We start from the raw sequence: 17,775 nt of genomic DNA, 5'->3' as shown, positions 1-17,775 counted from the left end.
CGATTTGAAGGTTTAGCGGCGGGAGCATTGCCCTCATGGCGCGCCAGTTCATCTATCACATGCACGGAATGTCCAAGGCTTACGCCAGCGGCAAGAAGGTGCTCGACAACATCCACCTGAGTTTCTACCCCGACGCCAAGATCGGCGTCCTGGGGCCGAACGGCTCGGGTAAGTCCACGCTGCTCCGCATCATGGCCGGCATCGACACCGAGTTCACCGGCGAGGCCTGGGTGGCCGACGGCGCCAAGGTCGGCTACCTGGCGCAGGAGCCGCAGCTCGATCCGGCGCTCGACGTCAAGGGCAACGTCATGACCGGCGTCAAGGAGAAGAAGGACGTCATCGATCGCTATAACGAGCTGATGATGAACTATTCCGACGAAACCGCCGACGAGGCGACCAAGCTGCAGGACATCATCGACAGCCAGAACCTCTGGGATCTCGACAGCCAGGTCGAGGTCGCCATGGAGGCGCTGGGCTGCCCGCCGGGCGATGCCGACGTCAACAACCTCTCAGGCGGCGAGAAGCGGCGCGTGGCGCTCTGCGCCCTGCTGCTGTCGAAGCCCGACCTGCTGCTGCTGGACGAGCCGACCAACCATCTCGACGCCGAGACCACGGCGTGGCTCGAAAATCACCTGCGCGAATTCCCCGGCGCGGTGCTGATCATCACCCACGACCGCTACTTCCTCGACAACGTCACCGGCTGGATCCTCGAGCTCGATCGCGGCCGCGGCGTGCCCTACGAGGGCAACTACTCGGCCTATCTCAATGCCAAGGCCAAGCGCTTCGCGCAGGAGCAGTCGGAAGATGCGGCCCGCGCCAAGGTGCTGGAGCGTGAGCGCGAATGGATGGGCCAGAGCCCGCAGGCCCGCATGGCCAAGTCCAAGGCGCGTATCCGCGCTTATGACGAACTGGTGAAGGTGAACGAGGCGCGTACGCAGTCGTCGACGGCGCAGATCATCATCCCGCCGGGCGAGCGGCTGGGCCAGAACGTCATCAATATCGAGGGCGTCACCAAGTCGTATGGCGACCGGGTGCTGATCGACAATCTGACTTTCAAGCTGCCGCCGGGCGGCATCGTTGGCGTCATCGGCCCGAACGGCGTCGGCAAGTCGACTTTGTTCCGTATGATCACCGGGCAGGAAAAGCCGGATTCCGGCGAGATCACCATCGCCGACAACGTCAACCTCGGCTATGTCGACCAGAGCCGCGACACGCTCGCACCGAACAAGACGGTGTGGGAGGAAATCTCGGGCGGCAACGAGATCCTGATGCTGGGCAAGCGCGAGATGAACTCGCGCGCCTATACCTCGGCCTTCAACTTCAAGGGCGCCGACCAGCAGCAGAAGGTCGGCAACCTCTCAGGCGGGCAGCGCAACCGCGTGCATCTCGCCAAGATGCTGAAGTCGGGCGCCAACGTGCTGCTGCTCGACGAGCCGACCAACGATCTCGACACCGAAACCCTCGCGGCGCTCGAAGAGGCGCTGGAGGAATTCGCCGGTTGCGCCGTGATCATCAGCCACGACCGCATGTTCCTCGATCGGCTGGCGACACACATGCTGGCCTATGAAGGCGACAGCCATTTCGAGTGGTTCGAGGGCAACTTCCAGGACTATGAGCAGGACAAGATCCGGCGCCTGGGTGCGGACTCGGTGAATAATCACAAGGTCACGTACAAGAAGCTGACGCGGTAACGCGGCGCTTCAATCTGAGAAAAGGGCGGCGTCGGTGACGCCGCCCTTTTTGCTTTGTGGGTTAGTGGCTGGGACAGGGGGCCTGCGAGCAAGGGAGCCGGAGCCGCCCCGCCAGGTCAGTCCTTCTCGCCCTCGAGGCGGAGCATATCCCCGCCTTCGCCCAGCGAGATCAGCCCTGTCTTGGCATAGAGGTCCAGCTTCGCCCGCGTGTCCGCGATGTCGAGGTTGCGCATGGTGAGCTGGCCGATGCGGTCGGCGGGCGTGAAGGGCGCGTCCTCGACCTTTTCCATGCTCAGCCGTTCCGGCGCATAGGTGAGGTTCGGGCTCTCGGTGTTGAGGATCGAGTAGTCGTTGCCGCGGCGCAGTTCGAGCGTCACTTCGCCGGTGATGGCGTTGGCCACCCAGCGTTGCGCGGTCTCGCGCAGCATGAGGGCCTGCGAGTCGAACCAGCGGCCCTGGTAGAGCAGGCGGCCCAGCCGCATGCCGCTGATGCGGTACTGCTCGATGGTATCCTCGTTGTGGATGCCGGTGACCAAGCGCTCATAGGCGATGTGCAGCAGCGCCATGCCCGGCGCCTCGTAGATGCCGCGGCTCTTGGCCTCGATGATGCGGTTCTCGATCTGGTCGCTCATGCCGAGGCCGTGGCGGCCGCCGATGGCGTTGGCTTCGAGGAACAGCGCCACCGGATCGGTAAAGGTCTGGCCGTTCAGCGCAACCGGCTGGCCTTCGGCGAAGCGCACGACCACCTTCTCGGCCGGGACGTTCACGTCGTCGCGCCAGAACGGCACGCCCATGATCGGGCTGACGATCTTGATGCCGCTGTCGAGGCTTTCGAGATCCTTGGCTTCGTGCGTGGCGCCGAGGATGTTGCTGTCGGTCGAGTAGGCCTTCTCGGCGCTCATCTTGTAGGCGAAGCCGTGCGCGGTGAGGAAGGCCGACATCTCGGAGCGGCCGCCCAGCTCGTCGATGAACTGTTGATCGAGCCAGGGCTTGTAGATGCGCAGGTTCGGGTTGGTCAGCAGGCCGTAGCGGTAGAAGCGCTCGATATCGTTGCCCTTGAAGGTCGAGCCGTCGCCCCAGATGTTGACCCCATCTTCCTGCATGGCCGACACCAGCATGGTGCCGGTGACGGCGCGGCCGAGCGGCGTGGTGTTGAAATAGGTCAGGCCGCCGGTCGAGACGTGGAAGGCGCCGGACTGGATGGCGGCGATGCCCTCGTGCACCAGCTGGGTGCGGCAATCGACGAGACGCGCGTTCTCGGCGCCGAAATCCATCGCCTTCTTCGGGATCTCGCCATAGTCGGCCTCGTCGGGCTGGCCGAGATTGGCGGTATAGGCATAGACCTTGGCGCCCTTGAGCTTCATCCAGAGTAGCGCGGCGCTGGTATCGAGGCCGCCGGAAAAGGCGATGCCGACTTTTTCTCCCTTGGGCAGGCTCTTCAGGATCGTACTCACGGGGGGACTCCAGTCGGCTCGAAGGTTTGGCGGGATGTTGTTGGCCCGCGCGAATAACAAATTTCCTGCGGCTCGCATAGCAGCGGGCGCATCGATTGCCGGGCAGCACGCCTCGCGTTTCACAACCTCCGCGGCGCTGCTATGAGACGCTGGCAACGAAAGGGATTTACGAGATGGCTGACTGGTCACCCTCCAGCTACCTGAAGTTCGAAGACGAGCGGACACGGCCGGCGCGCGATCTCCTGGCGCAGGTCCCGCTGGCGGCGCCGGCTCGGGTGGTCGATATGGGGTGCGGGCCGGGCAATTCGACCGAGTTGCTGGTGGAGCGCTTTCCCGTAGCCGAGGTGATCGGGCTCGACAACTCGCCCAACATGCTGGCCGAGGCCCGGCAACGGGTGCCGGGGGCGCGGTTCGATGTGGCGGACGCTTCGCGCTGGGTGCCCGAGCCGGGGACCGAACTGGTGTTCGCCAATGCGATCTACCAATGGGTGCCAAGGCATATCGAGGCGCTGCAGAGCGTGGCGACGGCGCTGCCCGAAGGTGGCGTGCTGGCCGTGCAGATGCCCGACAATGTCGGCGAGCCGTCGCACCAGCTGATGCGCAAGCTCGCCGCCGAGGGGCCATGGGCGGAGCGGCTGAAGGATGCGGCGCGGGCGCCATTGCCGCCGGTGCGCACCTATTACGATGCCCTGCGTCCGGCAGTGCGGCGGATCGAGATCTGGCACAGCGACTACAACCATGTGCTCGATGGGCCGGAGGCGATCGTCGAGTGGGTGAAGGCAACCGGGCTCCGGCCGTTCACCGATCCACTGCCGGCGGCGGAGCGCGAGGAGTTCCTGTCCCACTATCTGGCGCTGATCGCCGAGGCCTACCCGCGCACGGTGGATGGCAAAGTGCTGCTGCGCTTCCCGCGGCTGTTCATCGTCGCGGTGAAGTAGCGGTGCGGTCGATGCTTCACGTCGGCGCCGCGTTGATCTCGACGACGTTGCGATCGGGATCAAGCAGGTAGAGCTGCGCGAACCCGGCGGCGCCGCTTCGTTTAACCAGCAGCCGGCGCGGATCGCCATCTGCGGCAGCCTCGCTGAAGCCATGGGCGGCGAGGGCAGCGACGACCGCGTCGAAATCGTTGGTGTTGAGGGCAAAGTGCCCATCATTGTTGTCGACGCTGTCGCTGCTGCGAAGCGTTTGCCCATCATGCACGACCAAGTGAAGCTGCCTTTCCCCGCACGAAAGCCATGCGCCGCGCACCGGAAAGTCGGGGCGAGGCAACGGCTGCAGGCCGAGGACATCGCGGTAGAAGCCGAGCGCGCGGTCGAGGTCTCGCACGACGACGGAGACGTGGTGCAAGTTCAGGTTCAGCATGGTTCCCCCCCGTGGCATGGCAGAGCATATTGACTGTCGCGGCGTCAGGCCAGCGGTCTGGCATAACTGTGGCAGGGGTGCTAAGTGCCGCGCTTTCCTTTCAAGGCGCCTGCCATGACCTCACCCTTTGAAATCGACTTCGACGGTGCGCTGATCCGCGGCGAAGCTGCCGGCTTCGGCATCCCGGTGGTGTTTCTCCATTCCGGCGTCACCGACCGGCGCATGTGGGCTGAGCAGATGCGGCAGTTGGCGGCCGAGGGCTACCACGTCATCAGCTATGACCGGCGCGGCTATGGCGAGACCGAGACGGCAGACGTGCCGTTCAACCACCTGGTCGATCTCGAAGCGGTGCTCGACCGGCTGAGCGTGCATGCGGCGATCCTCGTCGGCTCGTCGATGGGCGGCGGGCTCGCCATCGACTTTGCGCTCGAGCATCCGAACCGGACCATCGCATTGGTGCTGATGGGCACTTCGGTGACCGGGGCCGAGGGTTATGAGGTCGATGAGGAAGTCGAGCAGCTCGAGGAGGCGTTCGAGTATGCGAGGGAGCGCGGTAATATCAGCACTGCCAACCGCATCCAGGCGCATGAATGGCTCGATGGGCCCTATGGCGAGGCCGGACGGGTCACCGGCCCGGTGCGCGAGCTGTTCCTCGCCATGAACGAGATTCACCTCAATCATGCGCCGCTGACCCAGGAAGAGCGGCCGGAACCGGCGTTCCACAACCTCGCGGCGATCACCGCCCCGACACTGCTGGTGGTCGGCGAGCTCGATTGCTCCGACATCGTCGCCATCCACGAAGACCTGAGCGAAGAGCTGGAGAACGCCTTCGCCGTGGTGCTGGAAGATACGGCGCACTTCCCCAGCCTCGAGCGGCCCGACCTGTTCGATCCGATCCTGTTCGAGTTCCTCGAGGCGGTGACCGGGCAGGGCGAGGACGATGGGGATGAGGGCGAGGACTGACGGTCAGTCTGTCACGGGTCAAGTTGCTCGTTACACGATACCGTGGCTTTCCCCTCATCCGGCCCTTCGGGCCACCTTCTCCCCGACGGGGAGAAGAATCCTGCGGCAACGGTGATCACCTCTGTTCCTCTCCCCGTCGGGGGAGAGGGTGGCTCGGCCGCTAGGCCGAGACGGGTGAGGGGTTGCCGGGCACAGAACCAGCCGATGGCGCTCTACTCCGCCGCCATCCTCCCAAAGCTGCGCCGGAACGCGCTCGGGCTGACGCCGGTGCGGTTGCGGAAATGGTGACGCAGGGTTTCCTGGCTGCGAAAGCCTGAGGCGTCGGCGATGGCGTCGAGGCCGAAATCGGTGGTTTCGAGCAGCTCCTTGCAGCGCTCCACCCGTTCGGCGATCAGCCAGGTGAGCGGGCTGAGGCCGGTGGCGTCGTTGAAGTGTCGAATCAAGCTGCGCTCGGAAAGCCTTGCGAGGGCAGCCATCCGGGTGATGCTCCAGTCCTCGTTCAGGCGCTGTCGCAGCGTATCGAGCAGCGGCCCGATCCGGCCGCGGCGCTCCTTTGCCATCGGCCTCGCGACGAACTGCGCCTGGCCGCCGTCGCGATGCGCCGGCAGCACCAGGCGGCGGGCGACGGTGTTGGCGATCTCGGCGCCGAAATCCTGGCGCACGATGTGAAGGCAGAGGTCGATGCCGGCCGCCGAGCCGGCCGCGGTGAAGAGGTTCCCATCCTGGGAGTAGAGGATGTCGGGCAGCACCTCGACCGATGGGAACTCCGAGCGGAGGATTTCGGCGTAGCGCCAATGAGTGGTGGCGCGTCGGCCATCCAGCAGCCCGGATCGCGCCGGCACGAACACGCCTGAGCAGAGCGTTGCAATGCGAGCGCCGCGGGCATGGGCGGCGCGGAGCGCCGCGATCAATGGTTCGGGCACCGGAGTCATGGCGCCGCGCCAGCCCGGCACGACGATCAGCCCGGCCTGCTCGAGCCGGCCGAGATCGTGGTTGGCGGCAACGATGATGCCGCCACTGGCGCGGTAGGGGCCGGGTTCGATGCCGACGATCTCGTGGGTGTACCAGTCGAGATGGGCAAACTCGGGCCGCGCCAGGCCGAAGACTTCGACGGCGATGCCGAACTCGAACATGCAGAGCTGGTCGTAGGCAAGGATGGCGACGTGTCGGTTTGGGGTGCTCATGATGGCGAGATATTACCGCATATTGGCATTCCCGCCACTGACCGTCCTCGCCGGTTTCCGGCAAGTTCTCGCCATCTCAATTGCCGAGGAGGCTTCAATGCCGAGCAACGTTGCCCTTGTTCCAGCTGCAGCATCCGCCGAGGCGCTGCAGCACTTTGCCCGCAAGCTCGGGTTCGAGACCGATTGCTGGGATGTCCATGACGCCCTGAGCCGCGGCGTCGCCGATTTCGTGTTGCTCGATGTGCGGAGCCCGATGCTTTATGCGGCGGGGCACGTGCCTGGCGCGATAAACCTTCCGCATGGCAAGATCACCGCCCGCAGGATGGCGGAGTGGCCGGTGGGAACGCTGTTCGTCACCTACTGTGCCGGGCCGCATTGCAACGGCGCAGACAAGGGGGCGCTGCGGCTGGCGGAACTCGGGCTGCCGGTGAAGCTGATGATCGGCGGGGTCACCGGCTGGCAGGACGAGGGGTTTGCGCTGGTGACCGGCGCTGCTGCCGGCGACCCGCCGGTCTACCAAGCCGCAGAATAAGTTCTGCGACCGCTCAAATGAGCTTGCCAGCAGCGCGGCTCCGACCACAAGTTCGGCCCGAACCAATGCCAAAAAGGGCTCGATCATGACTCGCATCTTCCTCGGCGCCGTCGCTTCGGCGGCGCTGCTCATCACGCCGGCGCTGGCGTGCGAAACCATTACCAGCACCAAGGTGAAGCTCAGTGCCTGCGTCGACACCACCGGCTGGGCGACGCAGACGCCATCGGGCGACCAGGAGTTCCTCTACTTCTCCAACGACGAGACGATGGGTTTTGCGGTGATCAGCGAGAACGCGGCGTGGCCGGTAGCGAAATACCGCGAGGCGATCCTCAGCAATGCCGCCGCAGCGGCGCTCGACGCCAAGCCGGAGAACGTGACCATCGTGGGCGAGCGGCTGGAGAATATCGGCGGCAAGTCCTGGAACGTCATCGAGTACCAGGTGCAGATTCCGGACGGGGCGCTGCTGTTCCAGAATTTCTACTATGTGCAGGCGGGGTTCGGCTCGAGCCAGTTCGTTTACTGGAGTGCACCCGAAGGCGGAACGTCGACGGCGTTCCGCGCCGGGCAGATGCTGGCGACGGTGCAATTCGCCGAGTGAATGGAAAAAGGGCGGCCAACTGGCCGCCCTTGTTGCTCTGCGCTCGTCCCGGCGTCAGATCGCCACCAGGCCGTCGAAATGCTGACCGAGCTGCGGGGTCGGCAGGTTGGTGAGGTCCTTGGGCAGTTCGGCGATGATGGTCTCGCGCAGGCCCTTGCTGAGGGCCGGGCGCAGGTCGCCCAGAGCAGTCGGCGCGGCAGCAATGATCAACTGGTCGAAAGCCCGCTGCTGGTGCTTGCGGTCGAGCTCTTCGGCGACGTTCTCGACGAAGCGCCGCTCGCGCACCGCGACCGGATCCGACGAGTATTCCATGGCGCTGCGGCCGCCGCTGCCCATTGAGGAGATGCTGCGTCCGGGCCGGTCCGCCATGATCTCTCCGGCCTTCAGCGGCGTCTGTTCGAACATCAGGTCGTCGACGGCGCGCAAGCCCTTGCCGGGACCGGTATGCTCGAACACCTTGGCCGTCGCTCCATCGGCGATGAGTATCCAGGTGACCTTGGCTTTCATGGCGTGCTCCTTTTAGTGGGGTACAGGATGCTAACGCTGGATGTGGGGATTTGGTTTGATCCCCATCAAGGCGGATTGTCGCCCCAATCACAAACTCTCATTTGTCGGAAGAGCAGGGGCGCTGCTAGAAGGCGGCTCTCCGGCCCGGAAGGACAGGCTTTGGCGGCCCTCACCAGCACCCACAACACGAGCAGCGAAAGCGGACTTGCCGCGGGCGTCGCGACCTATGTGCTGTGGGGCTTCCTGCCCCTGCTGTTCAACCTGCTCAACCACGTGGGCGCGGCCACAGTGGTCGCCAACCGCACGCTGTGGTCGCTGCTGGTGCTGGGCGTCATCATGATCCTGGGCGGCCGCATGGCCGAGGTGCGCGCGGCGCTGCGCGACCCGCGCACCGTCAGTTCAATGGCGCTGGCGGCGCTGATCCTGGGCGCCAACTGGCTGATCTATATCTTTGCGGTCGAGACCGGGCAGGTGCTGGAAGCCAGTTTCGGCTACTTCATCCTGCCGCTGGTCAACGTGGCGACCGGGGTGCTGCTGCTCGGCGAGCGGCTCAACCGCTGGCAGCTGGTCGCCATCGCCATTGCGGCGGTCGCCATCGGCATCCAGGCCGTATCGATCGGCGGCATCCCCTATGTGGCGCTCGGCCTGGCGTTGACCTTCGCGGTCTATGGTTACCTGCGCAAGACCGCCAAGGTCGGCTCGGCGCCGGGGCTGTTCGTCGAGACCATGGTGCTGGCGCCGATCGCCATCGCGTTCCTGGGTTACAGTTTCGTGCGCGACGGCGGCATCGGCTGGCATGGCGACCCGTACTCGCTGTCGTTGCTGGCGCTGACCGGACCGGCGACGGTGGTGCCGTTGCTGCTGTTTGCGTTCGCCGTGCAGCGGCTGAAGATGACCACCGTCGGCATGCTGCAATATATCGCCCCCTCGATCACCTTCATCCTCGCCATCACGCTGTTCGGCGAGCACCTGAATGCGGTGCGGCTCGGCAGCTTCGCGCTGATCTGGGTGTCGCTGATCGTCTACACCGCCGATTCCGTGGTGCGCCGTCGACGGGCCATGGCATGACGGAGCCGATACCGGCGCTGACGCTCAACGGCCGGGTCGACGGCACGTTCGTGGTCGAAACGGCGGCGGTCGCGTCGACGGCCCGACCGGAGCTGATGCTGACCTATGCCGGCGTCGTCGGCGATCGGCACGAGGGGCTGGTGCGTCCGAGCGGAGCGCGCGAGCCGTGGTATCCGCGTGGCACGCCGATGCGGAACGAACGGCAGCTGTCGATCCTCAGCGCCGAGGAACTGGCTGAGATCGCCATGACGCTCAGCCTGCCGCAGATCCTCGGCGAATGGGTCGGCGCCAACCTGGTGCTCTCGGGCATCCCGCATCTGACGCGGTTGCCGCCGCGCAGCCTGCTGATGTTTCCCTCCGGCGCGACGATCCGCGTCGACGGGGACAACGACCCGTGCCGCAAGACCGGCAGAACCATCGCGGCGCAGGTTCCGGGGCGAGCCGACCTCGAGTTCGGCTTCGTCAAGGCGGCGATGGGCAAGCGCGGACTGGTCGGCTGGGTCGAGCGCGAGGGGGCGATCCGACCCGGCGACGCGGTGAAGGTGCGCACCTGGCGGCAGGCCGCCTATCCGGGATAGGGCGAGCCCGGATATGGACAGGCGAGGCCACCAAGGAAGCAAGACCTGGCTGCGCCCTGGTTGTGCAGCCGTCAGGTGGTTCGTACAGACGCTTCGCACGTGCCCCAAATTCGGTGTTGTATAGCGCGAAATCGGTTGCCATCGGGCGTTTCGAGCCGGGCACTTGGCTCACATATACTGTTTCGAAGGCGGCGCCAAAACACCCCGGCAGCCTGCGCCGGCTCCATTGCTCAACCCCGAAAGGCTAGTGCCGAGCCGGCATGGGCAGATTGATGCTTGTCAAACGATGCGGTCGGGGGCCCACGAGTCGAGAGGCCGCCAGCACATCGTAGGCTGAGTTTTCAAGGGCTTGATCTAGGTCAACCCGCTACACAACGCCGGGGAACAAGCTCAGAGCGTGTTGGTCTCGGCCCAGAAAGGGGCGAGCAACACTACCAGCGGAGGAGACGTTGAGTGCTCGTGACTTGATTACTCGCCTCGGCATTCTTGCAGGGCTTTGCCTGGTCACGCCGGTCGTGGCTCAGGAAAACTCGGTCGGGTCCGAGGCCTTCCGCGTGGCTTGTGCTGCGTGTCACGGCATGGACGGTCGAGGCGGCGGCGAGTTTGCCGACGTCCTGACCGTCAGGCCGCCTGATCTGACCAAGCTCAGCCAGACGAATGATGGTGTCTTCCCGTACCTTCGGGTGTTCCAGACCATAGATGGGCGTGCGTCCATCAGGGCACACGGAACACCGGTCATGCCCATTTGGGGTGATACGTTTTCGAGGGAGATCGGGCAGGCGGCCGGACCGTTCGGGACTGAGCTCCTGGTACGTGCGCGCATCGTCGCACTGGTCGACTACATCGAGACCATACAGCAGTGAGCCAGCGGGGGGCGCGCCGTCAGCGTGCCCCCCGGATCCTCAGTCAATCCGCCATCGCGCGGTCATGACGCGGTGCCGTGAGCGGTGGTCGTTGAAGTGATGGACGAAGAGATGGATGGTAGTCATCGCCTAAACCGTCGGCCTTGCTCGCCGGATCGTCTCCGCTACCTGTTCGAACACCGCGCCGAACGGGGTGGCCTCGCGCCACACCAGGGACAGCAGCCGGCGCGCGCCAGGCGATTGCAGGCGGTGGATGCGGATGCGGTCGCCGGTGGCTTCCTTTTTGAGGGCGATCTCGGGCAGCAGCGTGATGCCCTGGCCGTTGGCGACGAACTCGACGATGGTCGAGAGCGAGGTGGCGGCGAAGGTGCGGCGGGCCACGTCCGGGTCGAGCGCGCAGGCGGCGATGGCCTGGTCGCGGAAGCAGTGGCCCTCGTCGAGCAGCAGCACGCGGTCGCTGTCGATCTCCGCCAGGGGGACCGGGTCTTCGGCACTGTCGGCGGCGCCGGTGGCCAGCACGAACTCATCGGCAAACAGCGGGGCGGCGGCGAGGCGCGGGCCGCCCGGCTTGGGTTCGCTGGCGATCAAGGCAAGGTCGAGGCTGCCGTCGGCGAGCCCTTCGAGCAGCGCATCGGTGCGGCTCTCCGAGACGGTGAAGCTCAGTCCGGGCAGTTCGCGCTGCAGCGCCGGAAACACGTGTGGCAGCAGGTAGGGCGCGACGGTGGGAATGACGCCCAGCCGGAGCGGTCGGGCCGGGTTGCCGCGCTGGCCGCTGACGAACGACAGCAGTGCTTCGCTCTGCTCGAGAATAGGGCGAACCCGCTCGATGAATTCACGACCGAGCGGGGTGAGCCGCACCGATTTGCCGAGCCGGTCGAACAGGGGGGCGCCGCACAGCTCTTCGAGCTGGCGGATCTGCTGGCTGAGGCCGGGCTGGGTGATGTGGCTGCGCTCGGCGGCGCGGCCGAAATGGCCGGCTTCCGCCAAAGCCACGGCATACTGCATCTGCCGAAGTGTGATCATAAGCTAAGATTATCATGCTGAGTAGCGCAATCAATTGGCATTATCCGCATGGTTTGGGCCAGGATGAAGCCATTCCAAAGTGTGGAGCCGAAGCTGTTCGCGACCAGGCGCGCGAGCAGTCACCGTCGCGTCACCTGGAAGCCCTATCGCAAGACAACTCGAGACGTACGGAGACGACCATGGACGCAGCGAACGAAGGTGGTGCGGGCAAGTGCCCGGTGCCGCATGGCAGCGCGGGCCGCAGCAATCGTGACTGGTGGCCGAACCAGCTGGATCTGTCGGTGCTGCACCAGCACACGGCGCTGTCCAACCCGATGGGTTCGGCCTTCGACTATGCGCAGGCGTTCAAGACGCTCGACCTCGAGGCGCTGAAGGCTGACCTGACGGCGCTGATGACCGACTCGCAGGACTGGTGGCCGGCCGATTTCGGGCACTACGGTCCGCTGTTCATCCGCATGGCCTGGCACAGCGCCGGCACCTATCGCATGGCCGATGGCCGCGGCGGCGGTGGCGGCGGGCAGCAGCGCTTCGCGCCGCTCAACAGCTGGCCCGACAACGTCAACCTCGACAAGGCGCGGCGCCTGCTGTGGCCGATCAAGCAGAAATACGGCTCCGCCATCTCGTGGGCCGACCTGATGATCCTCACCGGCAACGTCGCGCTCGAATCGATGGGCTTCAAGACCTTCGGCTTCGGCGGCGGCCGCGCCGACACCTGGGAACCCGAGCTCGACATCTATTGGGGCAAGGAAGGCCAGTGGCTCTCCGACGAGGAGCGCTATGGCGGTGAGCGCGATCTCGAAAGCCCGCTGGCGGCGGTGCAGATGGGTCTCATCTACGTCAACCCGGAAGGCCCGGCCGGCAACCCGGATCCGCTGGCCTCCGCCCGCGACATCCGCGACACCTTCGCGCGCATGGCGATGAACGACGAAGAGACCGTGGCGCTGATCGCCGGCGGCCACACCTTCGGCAAGACGCACGGCGCGGGCGACGCCAAGCTCGTCGGGGTCGAGCCGGAAGCGGCGGCGATCGAAGAGCAGGGGCTCGGCTGGGTCAACAAGTTCGGCACCGGCAAGGGTGGCGATGCCATCGGTTCAGGGCTCGAAGTCACTTGGACCTCCACCCCGACGAAATGGAGCAACAACTTCTTCTGGAACCTCTTCGGCTACGAGTGGGAGCTGACCAAGAGCCCCGCCGGCGCCCATCAGTGGACGCCCAAGCACGGCATGGGCGCCAACTCGGTGCCGGACGCGCATGACAAGGACAAGCGTCACGCTCCGTCGATGCTGACCTCCGACCTGGCGCTGCGGTTCGACCCGGAATACGAGAAGATCTCGCGCCGCTTCTTCGAGAATCCTGACCAGTTCGCCGACGCCTTCGCCCGCGCCTGGTTCAAGCTGACGCACCGCGATATGGGCCCCAAGGTCCGCTATCTCGGCCCGGAAGTGCCGGCGGAAGACCTGATCTGGCAGGATCCGATCCCGGCCTGGACGCACGAGGTGGTCAACGAGGCGGACATTGCGACGCTGAAGGCGAAGATTCTCGCCACCGGCCTTACGGTGTCGGAGCTGGTGAGCACCGCCTGGGCTTCGGCCTCGACCTATCGCGGTTCCGACATGCGCGGCGGCGCCAACGGTGCCCGCATCCGGCTTGCGCCGCAGAAGGATTGGGCAGTGAACCAGCCCGAGCAGCTGGGCAAGGTGCTCGGCCATCTCGAGGCCATCCAGGCCGAGTTCGGCAAGCCGGTATCGCTGGCCGACCTGATCGTCCTTGCCGGCTCGGTGGGCATCGAGAAGGCGGCCAGGGATGCCGGGCTCGATCTCACGGTCCCGTTCACCCCCGGCCGCGCCGATGCGACGGCCGAGCAGACCGACGCCGCTTCGTTCGCGCCGCTCGAGCCGACGGCCGATGGCTTCCGCAACTATTGGAGCGGGCGCCAGCGCCTGTCGCCGGAAGAGAACCTGGTCGATCGCGCCCAGCTGCTCGGCCTCACCGCGCCGGAAATGACCGTGCTGGTGGGTGGCCTCCGCGCCCTCGAGGCCGGCCAGCCGGAACATGGCGTCCTGACCACGCGGCCGGGAACGCTGACCAACGACTTCTTCGTCAACCTGCTCGACATGGGCACCAGGTGGCGGCCGGCGTCGGAGGATCACAGCGTCTACCAGGGCGTCGACCGGGTGACCGGCGAGCCGCGCTGGACCGCCACCCGTGTCGACCTGATCTTCGGTTCGCATTCGCAGCTGCGCGCCATCGCCGAGGTCTATGGCCAGTCGGATGCGACCGAGAAGTTCGCCCGCGATTTCGTCGCGGCCTGGGTCAAGGTGATGAACGCCGATCGGTTCGATCTGGTTTAGTCGGCGCTGTCCGTCGGGAAACTGGACTTGGCCGTCGGCCAAGTCCGAAGGTGTGGGGCTCAGTTGTTGGCCCCACCACCGGTGTCATCCCTGCGAAAGCAGGGACCCATCGCGCCGCTGGCGCGGTGGAGAATTGGGTCCCTGCTTTCGCAGGGATGACATGCGGTGGGGAGGAGAGACAGTGCCCTCCACGTCCCCCTCTTGGAATTTCTAGGACTTAGCGAAGGGCTAAGCCCAAGAAATTCCATTCTCCCCCGCGAGGGGGAGATGAGGGCCAGGCCGGTGACTAACGCGGCCTCGCCAAACTCCGCGCAATTTGAATCAAATGCCCGGCCTTACCTTCAGCCGCCGCACTTAACTCAAGGCCAATCTGCTTCGGTACGGCAGAAGCCGGAGGGAAGTGACATGACTGAGATGGAAGAAGGCACCACCCGAGCGTTCTCGACGTTCCGGGTTCTCAATGGTGACTCCAACATCGTGGAACGCGACCAGCTGTTCCGTAACATGGCCCAGCTCTACTCCTATGTGTCGGATCGCTGCGATGACGAGCAGGTCGCGCAGTACGACGAGGTGTTGTGCCAGCTGGCCGAACTGGTCGAATCCGAGGCGCGGGTGCACGTGGCCAAGCTTCTGGCTCCGCTGGACCGGGCGCCGGGCAATGTTGTGGTCAAGCTCGCCAATGACGAGATCGAAGTGGCCCAGCCGCTGCTCGAGTTCTCCAACGTTTTGAGCGACGACGACCTGATCGAGATCATCGCCAACCAGTCCGAAGAGCATCGCGTGGCCATTGCCGGCCGCACGCAGGTGCCCGAGCGGGTGGGCGAAGCCATTGTCGAGCATGGCGAGACCGCCTCGGTGATCAAGCTGGTGCGCAACGCCAATGCCGAGATCGGCCAGCAGGCGCTGGAGCGTCTGGCCGAGCGGGCCGCCTCGGACGCAGCCATCGCCGCCGATCTCAGGGGGCGCGAGGATCTCGACTGGAAGAGCCTGGGCGGCAAGATCGAGGCGGTCGGCGACCAGGTGCGCGAGACCATGTCGCGCATCGACCCGCGCGTCGATCCGGTGACCGTCGGCAAGGTGCAGGCGGTGGTCTACAACCGCATGCGCAACCGCGCCGGCTTCTCCAGCCAGGAGTGGAAGGTCGCCTACAACCAGGTGAAGGCGCTGTCCGATCGGAAGCAGCTCGACGAGCGCGCGCTGGTGCGCTTCGCCCGCTTCGGCTATGGCCACCACACCGCCGCGGCGCTCACCATGCTGCTGCGCGTCGGCCCGGAAGTCTTCGTCAAGTGGCTCGCCATGCAGGACTATGTGGCGATCACCGTGGCGCTGCGGGCCCTGGGCATCCAGCCCGACCTGTTCGAGGCGATGATCGCCTCGATGCCGTGGCGCGACCTGCCCAGCCAGGCCGACCTGCAGAATGTCCGCCGGCGCTTCGAGGCGCTGAGCAAGGACGAAGCGGTCGGTATCTTCGAGCTGTGGCGCACCCATGCCTTCCGTCGCCGGCTTCCCAACGAGGATGTCGTCGGCGCCGCCTGAGCCAAGCCTGTCCAACTTCAACGGCGGTCCGCAAGGGCCGCCGTTTTTCGTCGAGGCGGATCTCTGTGGAGATGGGCCTTGCCCGTGGCGACCGCTGCCGCACGTTCCTCTGGACCAAGTCGCGCAACACATATAAAGATATCTTTATATCTCGTGAGGCTCGATGAACGACACGGCGGATCTGGTGGGGGTGCTGCGCGCGGCGGGGGAAACGACCCGGCTGCGGCTGCTCGCATTGCTGGCCGACGGCGAGCAGTCGGTCAAGGACCTCACCGAGATTCTCGGGCAGAGCCAGCCGCGGGTGTCGCGGCACCTGAAGCTGCTGGCCGATGCGGGGCTGATCACCCGCAATGCGGAAGGCGCGTGGGCCTATTACGGACTGGCGCCGGACGGCGCCGGAGGCGATCTGGCGCGCTGGCTGATCGGCCGGCTGTCGCCCGACGACGCCGACCGGGTGCGCGACCGGCAGCGGCTCGCCACGGTGCGGCTCAACCAGGCCGAACAGGCGGCCGCGTATTTCGCGACCGTGGCCGACAGCTGGGACCTGCTGCGCTCGCTGCACGTGCCCGAGGAGGCAGTGGAGGCCGCGATCGTCGAGGCGATGCAGGGCAGGGTGGTCGATACGCTGATCGACCTGGGCACCGGCACCGGCCGCATGCTCGAATTGCTTGCGGGACACTATCGCCGCGGCATCGGCATCGATGCGAGCCGCGAGATGATCGCGGTAGCGCGGGCCAAGCTGGCGGCCTGTTCGATCGGCCATGCGCAGGTGCGGCTCGGCGATATCGCCGATCTCGATGCCGGTGCCGGCCGGGCCGACGTGATCGTGATCCACCAGGTGCTGCACTATTTCGACGATCCCGGCCGGGTGCTGGCGCAGGCGCGCCGGGCGCTGAAGCCCGGCGGCGAGATGCTGATCGTCGACTTTGCGCCGCATGGCCTCGAGTTCCTGCGCTCGCACCATGCCCACCGTCGCCTCGGCCTCAGCGAGGCGCAGATGGCCGGCTGGGCGCGCGCCGCCGGCCTCGAGGTCAGCGAACTCAAATCCTTTCCACCCAGTAATCCGACCGAGGGGCTCACCGTGTGCCTCTGGCGGCTCACCGACGAGACGGACAACGCGACATGAGTACTGACTACACCGACCGCCCGAGCCGCATGCGCCCGGACGAGCGGCCGAAATTCCAGGTCTCGTTCGAGTTCTTTCCGCCCAAGACCGACGTCATGGAGGAGCGGTTCTGGGAATCGATCCACAAGCTGGCGCCGCTCAATCCGCGTTTCGTCTCGGTGACCTATGGCGCCGGCGGATCGACGCGCGAACGCACGCTCAGGATGGTGAGCCGGGTGAAGGCGGAGACCGGCGTCGATGCCGCGGCGCATCTCACCTGCGTCGGCGCCACGCGCGACGAGGTCGATGCGGTGGTGCGAGGCTACAAGGATGCGGGGATCAGCCGCATCGTGGCGCTGCGCGGCGACCCGGCCGAGGGCATCGGCAAGCCGTTCACCCCGCACCCGGAAGGCTACCGGAATGCCGCGGACCTGGTCGCCGGGATCCGCCGCATCGGCGAGTTCGACATTTCGGTCGCAGCCTATCCGGAAAAGCACCCCCAAAGCCCGAGTTGGGATGCCGATATCGACAACCTGAAGCGCAAGCTCGATGCCGGAGCGACGCGTGCCATTACGCAGATGTTCTTCGACAACGACGACTATTTCCGTTTCGTCGAGCGGGCGCGGGCGGCGGGGATTACGGCGCCGATCGTCCCCGGGATCCAGCCGATCCATTCGTTCAAGCAGATTTCCGGCTTTGCGGCGCGCTGCGGCGCTTCGATTCCCGGCTGGGTGGCCGAGCGGTTCGAGGGGCTGGAAGAGGATCCCGAGACCCATGCGCTGGTTGCATCGGCGGTCGCCGCCGAACAGGTCTTGGAACTGGTCGACAATGGGATTACCGAGTTCCACTTCTATACGCTGAACCGCTCGAACCTGGTGCTGGCACTGGCGCGGTTGCTCGGAGCACGGCCTGACTGAGGGGAAGTCGCGGCAGGCTGTTCAGCGTCCGTTCAGGTGACCT

17 protein-coding genes are annotated in these 17,775 nt (G+C 65.9%); 12 read left to right on the top strand and 5 right to left on the bottom strand.

What is annotated here, in order from left to right:
• Positions 1–35 precede the first annotated feature (35 nt).
• Positions 36–1,691 (top strand): energy-dependent translational throttle protein EttA, encoded by a 1,656-nt coding sequence (gene ettA, locus APS40_RS00570; RefSeq protein WP_055045209.1) that lies wholly within the window; start codon positions 36–38, stop codon positions 1,689–1,691.
• 116 nt (positions 1,692–1,807) lie between these two features.
• Here the strand turns inward: ettA and argG are convergent, their stop codons facing one another.
• Positions 1,808–3,145 carry an argininosuccinate synthase gene (gene argG, locus APS40_RS00565; RefSeq protein WP_055045208.1) on the bottom strand — a complete coding sequence of 446 codons (1,338 nt, stop codon included), beginning with the start codon at positions 3,143–3,145 and terminating at the stop codon, positions 1,808–1,810.
• A gap of 173 nt (positions 3,146–3,318) precedes the next feature.
• Here argG and tam point away from each other — a divergent pair, with 173 nt between their 5' ends.
• Positions 3,319–4,083: a trans-aconitate 2-methyltransferase gene (gene tam / locus APS40_RS00560; RefSeq protein ID WP_055045207.1), complete on the top strand. Its 765-nt coding sequence runs from the start codon at positions 3,319–3,321 to the stop codon at positions 4,081–4,083.
• A 16-nt stretch (positions 4,084–4,099) separates the two neighbouring features.
• Here the strand turns inward: tam and APS40_RS00555 are convergent, their stop codons facing one another.
• A complete protein-coding gene (locus APS40_RS00555) occupies positions 4,100–4,507 on the bottom strand; it encodes a VOC family protein (RefSeq protein WP_236884172.1) in 408 nt (135 codons plus the stop codon).
• 114 nt (positions 4,508–4,621) lie between these two features.
• On the opposite strand from APS40_RS00555, the gene APS40_RS00550 reads away from it, so the two are divergent.
• On the top strand, positions 4,622–5,470 hold the full coding sequence (locus tag APS40_RS00550; protein ID WP_055045206.1) for an alpha/beta fold hydrolase: 849 nt from the start codon (positions 4,622–4,624) through the stop codon (positions 5,468–5,470).
• A gap of 212 nt (positions 5,471–5,682) precedes the next feature.
• On the opposite strand, the gene ftrA is transcribed toward APS40_RS00550, so the two are convergent.
• Complete coding sequence (gene ftrA, locus APS40_RS00545) at positions 5,683–6,654, bottom strand: transcriptional regulator FtrA (protein ID WP_055045205.1); 972 nt, start codon at positions 6,652–6,654, stop codon at positions 5,683–5,685.
• 97 nt (positions 6,655–6,751) lie between these two features.
• Here ftrA and APS40_RS00540 point away from each other — a divergent pair, with 97 nt between their 5' ends.
• Positions 6,752–7,186, top strand: a complete 435-nt coding sequence (locus APS40_RS00540) for a rhodanese-like domain-containing protein (protein WP_055045204.1) — start codon at positions 6,752–6,754, stop codon at positions 7,184–7,186.
• 85 nt (positions 7,187–7,271) lie between these two features.
• Positions 7,272–7,784 carry a hypothetical protein gene (locus tag APS40_RS00535; RefSeq protein WP_055045203.1) on the top strand — a complete coding sequence of 171 codons (513 nt, stop codon included), beginning with the start codon at positions 7,272–7,274 and terminating at the stop codon, positions 7,782–7,784.
• Positions 7,785–7,838: 54 nt separating this feature from the next.
• On the opposite strand, the gene APS40_RS00530 is transcribed toward APS40_RS00535, so the two are convergent.
• Entirely contained in the window at positions 7,839–8,291 is a 453-nt protein-coding gene (locus APS40_RS00530) for a host attachment protein (protein ID WP_055045202.1), read from the bottom strand.
• Positions 8,292–8,450: 159 nt separating this feature from the next.
• On the opposite strand from APS40_RS00530, the gene rarD reads away from it, so the two are divergent.
• The 3 genes from rarD (at position 8,451) to APS40_RS00515 (ending at position 10,800) form a co-directional block, all read left to right on the top strand.
• Positions 8,451–9,359 (top strand): EamA family transporter RarD, encoded by a 909-nt coding sequence (gene rarD, locus APS40_RS00525; protein ID WP_055045201.1) that lies wholly within the window; start codon positions 8,451–8,453, stop codon positions 9,357–9,359.
• Complete coding sequence (locus APS40_RS00520) at positions 9,356–9,937, top strand: MOSC domain-containing protein (protein ID WP_055045200.1); 582 nt, start codon at positions 9,356–9,358, stop codon at positions 9,935–9,937. The genes rarD and APS40_RS00520 overlap by 4 nt, the downstream gene beginning before the upstream one ends.
• A gap of 449 nt (positions 9,938–10,386) precedes the next feature.
• Positions 10,387–10,800, top strand: coding sequence for a c-type cytochrome (locus APS40_RS00515; RefSeq protein ID WP_197279402.1), 414 nt, complete (start codon positions 10,387–10,389; stop codon positions 10,798–10,800).
• A 129-nt stretch (positions 10,801–10,929) separates the two neighbouring features.
• Here the strand turns inward: APS40_RS00515 and APS40_RS00510 are convergent, their stop codons facing one another.
• Positions 10,930–11,823: a hydrogen peroxide-inducible genes activator gene (locus tag APS40_RS00510; RefSeq protein ID WP_055045199.1), complete on the bottom strand. Its 894-nt coding sequence runs from the start codon at positions 11,821–11,823 to the stop codon at positions 10,930–10,932.
• A 179-nt stretch (positions 11,824–12,002) separates the two neighbouring features.
• Here APS40_RS00510 and katG point away from each other — a divergent pair, with 179 nt between their 5' ends.
• The 4 genes from katG to metF all read left to right on the top strand — a co-directional run bounded on the left by katG (position 12,003) and on the right by metF (position 17,732).
• A complete protein-coding gene (gene katG, locus APS40_RS00505) occupies positions 12,003–14,174 on the top strand; it encodes a catalase/peroxidase HPI (protein ID WP_055045198.1) in 2,172 nt (723 codons plus the stop codon).
• Positions 14,175–14,579: 405 nt separating this feature from the next.
• Complete coding sequence (locus APS40_RS00500; RefSeq protein ID WP_055045197.1) at positions 14,580–15,710, top strand: DUF2336 domain-containing protein; 1,131 nt, start codon at positions 14,580–14,582, stop codon at positions 15,708–15,710.
• A 163-nt stretch (positions 15,711–15,873) separates the two neighbouring features.
• Positions 15,874–16,836: an ArsR/SmtB family transcription factor gene (locus APS40_RS00495; RefSeq protein WP_055045196.1), complete on the top strand. Its 963-nt coding sequence runs from the start codon at positions 15,874–15,876 to the stop codon at positions 16,834–16,836.
• Positions 16,833–17,732: a methylenetetrahydrofolate reductase [NAD(P)H] gene (metF, locus tag APS40_RS00490; RefSeq protein WP_082434098.1), complete on the top strand. Its 900-nt coding sequence runs from the start codon at positions 16,833–16,835 to the stop codon at positions 17,730–17,732. The genes APS40_RS00495 and metF overlap by 4 nt, the downstream gene beginning before the upstream one ends.
• Positions 17,733–17,775 lie beyond the last annotated feature (43 nt).

It is taken from the genome of Devosia sp. A16 (assembly GCF_001402915.1).
GTDB lineage: Bacteria > Pseudomonadota > Alphaproteobacteria > Rhizobiales > Devosiaceae > Devosia_A.
This window is presented reverse-complemented; position numbering and strand designations above follow the sequence as displayed.

What these genes read in the sequence shown, in the direction of transcription:
- ettA (WP_055045209.1), top strand. Translation starts at nt 36, where the DNA reads ATGGCGCGCCAGTTCATCTATCACATGCACGGAATGTCCAAGGCTTAC.
- tam (WP_055045207.1), top strand. Translation starts at nt 3,319, where the DNA reads ATGGCTGACTGGTCACCCTCCAGCTACCTGAAGTTCGAAGACGAGCGG.
- APS40_RS00555 (WP_236884172.1), bottom strand. Translation starts at nt 4,507, where the DNA reads ATGCTGAACCTGAACTTGCACCACGTCTCCGTCGTCGTGCGAGACCTC.
- APS40_RS00550 (WP_055045206.1), top strand. Translation starts at nt 4,622, where the DNA reads ATGACCTCACCCTTTGAAATCGACTTCGACGGTGCGCTGATCCGCGGC.
- ftrA (WP_055045205.1), bottom strand. Translation starts at nt 6,654, where the DNA reads ATGAGCACCCCAAACCGACACGTCGCCATCCTTGCCTACGACCAGCTC.
- APS40_RS00540 (WP_055045204.1), top strand. Translation starts at nt 6,752, where the DNA reads ATGCCGAGCAACGTTGCCCTTGTTCCAGCTGCAGCATCCGCCGAGGCG.
- APS40_RS00535 (WP_055045203.1), top strand. Translation starts at nt 7,272, where the DNA reads ATGACTCGCATCTTCCTCGGCGCCGTCGCTTCGGCGGCGCTGCTCATC.
- APS40_RS00530 (WP_055045202.1), bottom strand. Translation starts at nt 8,291, where the DNA reads ATGAAAGCCAAGGTCACCTGGATACTCATCGCCGATGGAGCGACGGCC.
- APS40_RS00520 (WP_055045200.1), top strand. Translation starts at nt 9,356, where the DNA reads ATGACGGAGCCGATACCGGCGCTGACGCTCAACGGCCGGGTCGACGGC.
- APS40_RS00510 (WP_055045199.1), bottom strand. Translation starts at nt 11,823, where the DNA reads ATGATCACACTTCGGCAGATGCAGTATGCCGTGGCTTTGGCGGAAGCC.
- katG (WP_055045198.1), top strand. Translation starts at nt 12,003, where the DNA reads ATGGACGCAGCGAACGAAGGTGGTGCGGGCAAGTGCCCGGTGCCGCAT.
- APS40_RS00500 (WP_055045197.1), top strand. Translation starts at nt 14,580, where the DNA reads ATGACTGAGATGGAAGAAGGCACCACCCGAGCGTTCTCGACGTTCCGG.
- APS40_RS00495 (WP_055045196.1), top strand. Translation starts at nt 15,874, where the DNA reads ATGAACGACACGGCGGATCTGGTGGGGGTGCTGCGCGCGGCGGGGGAA.
- metF (WP_082434098.1), top strand. Translation starts at nt 16,833, where the DNA reads ATGAGTACTGACTACACCGACCGCCCGAGCCGCATGCGCCCGGACGAG.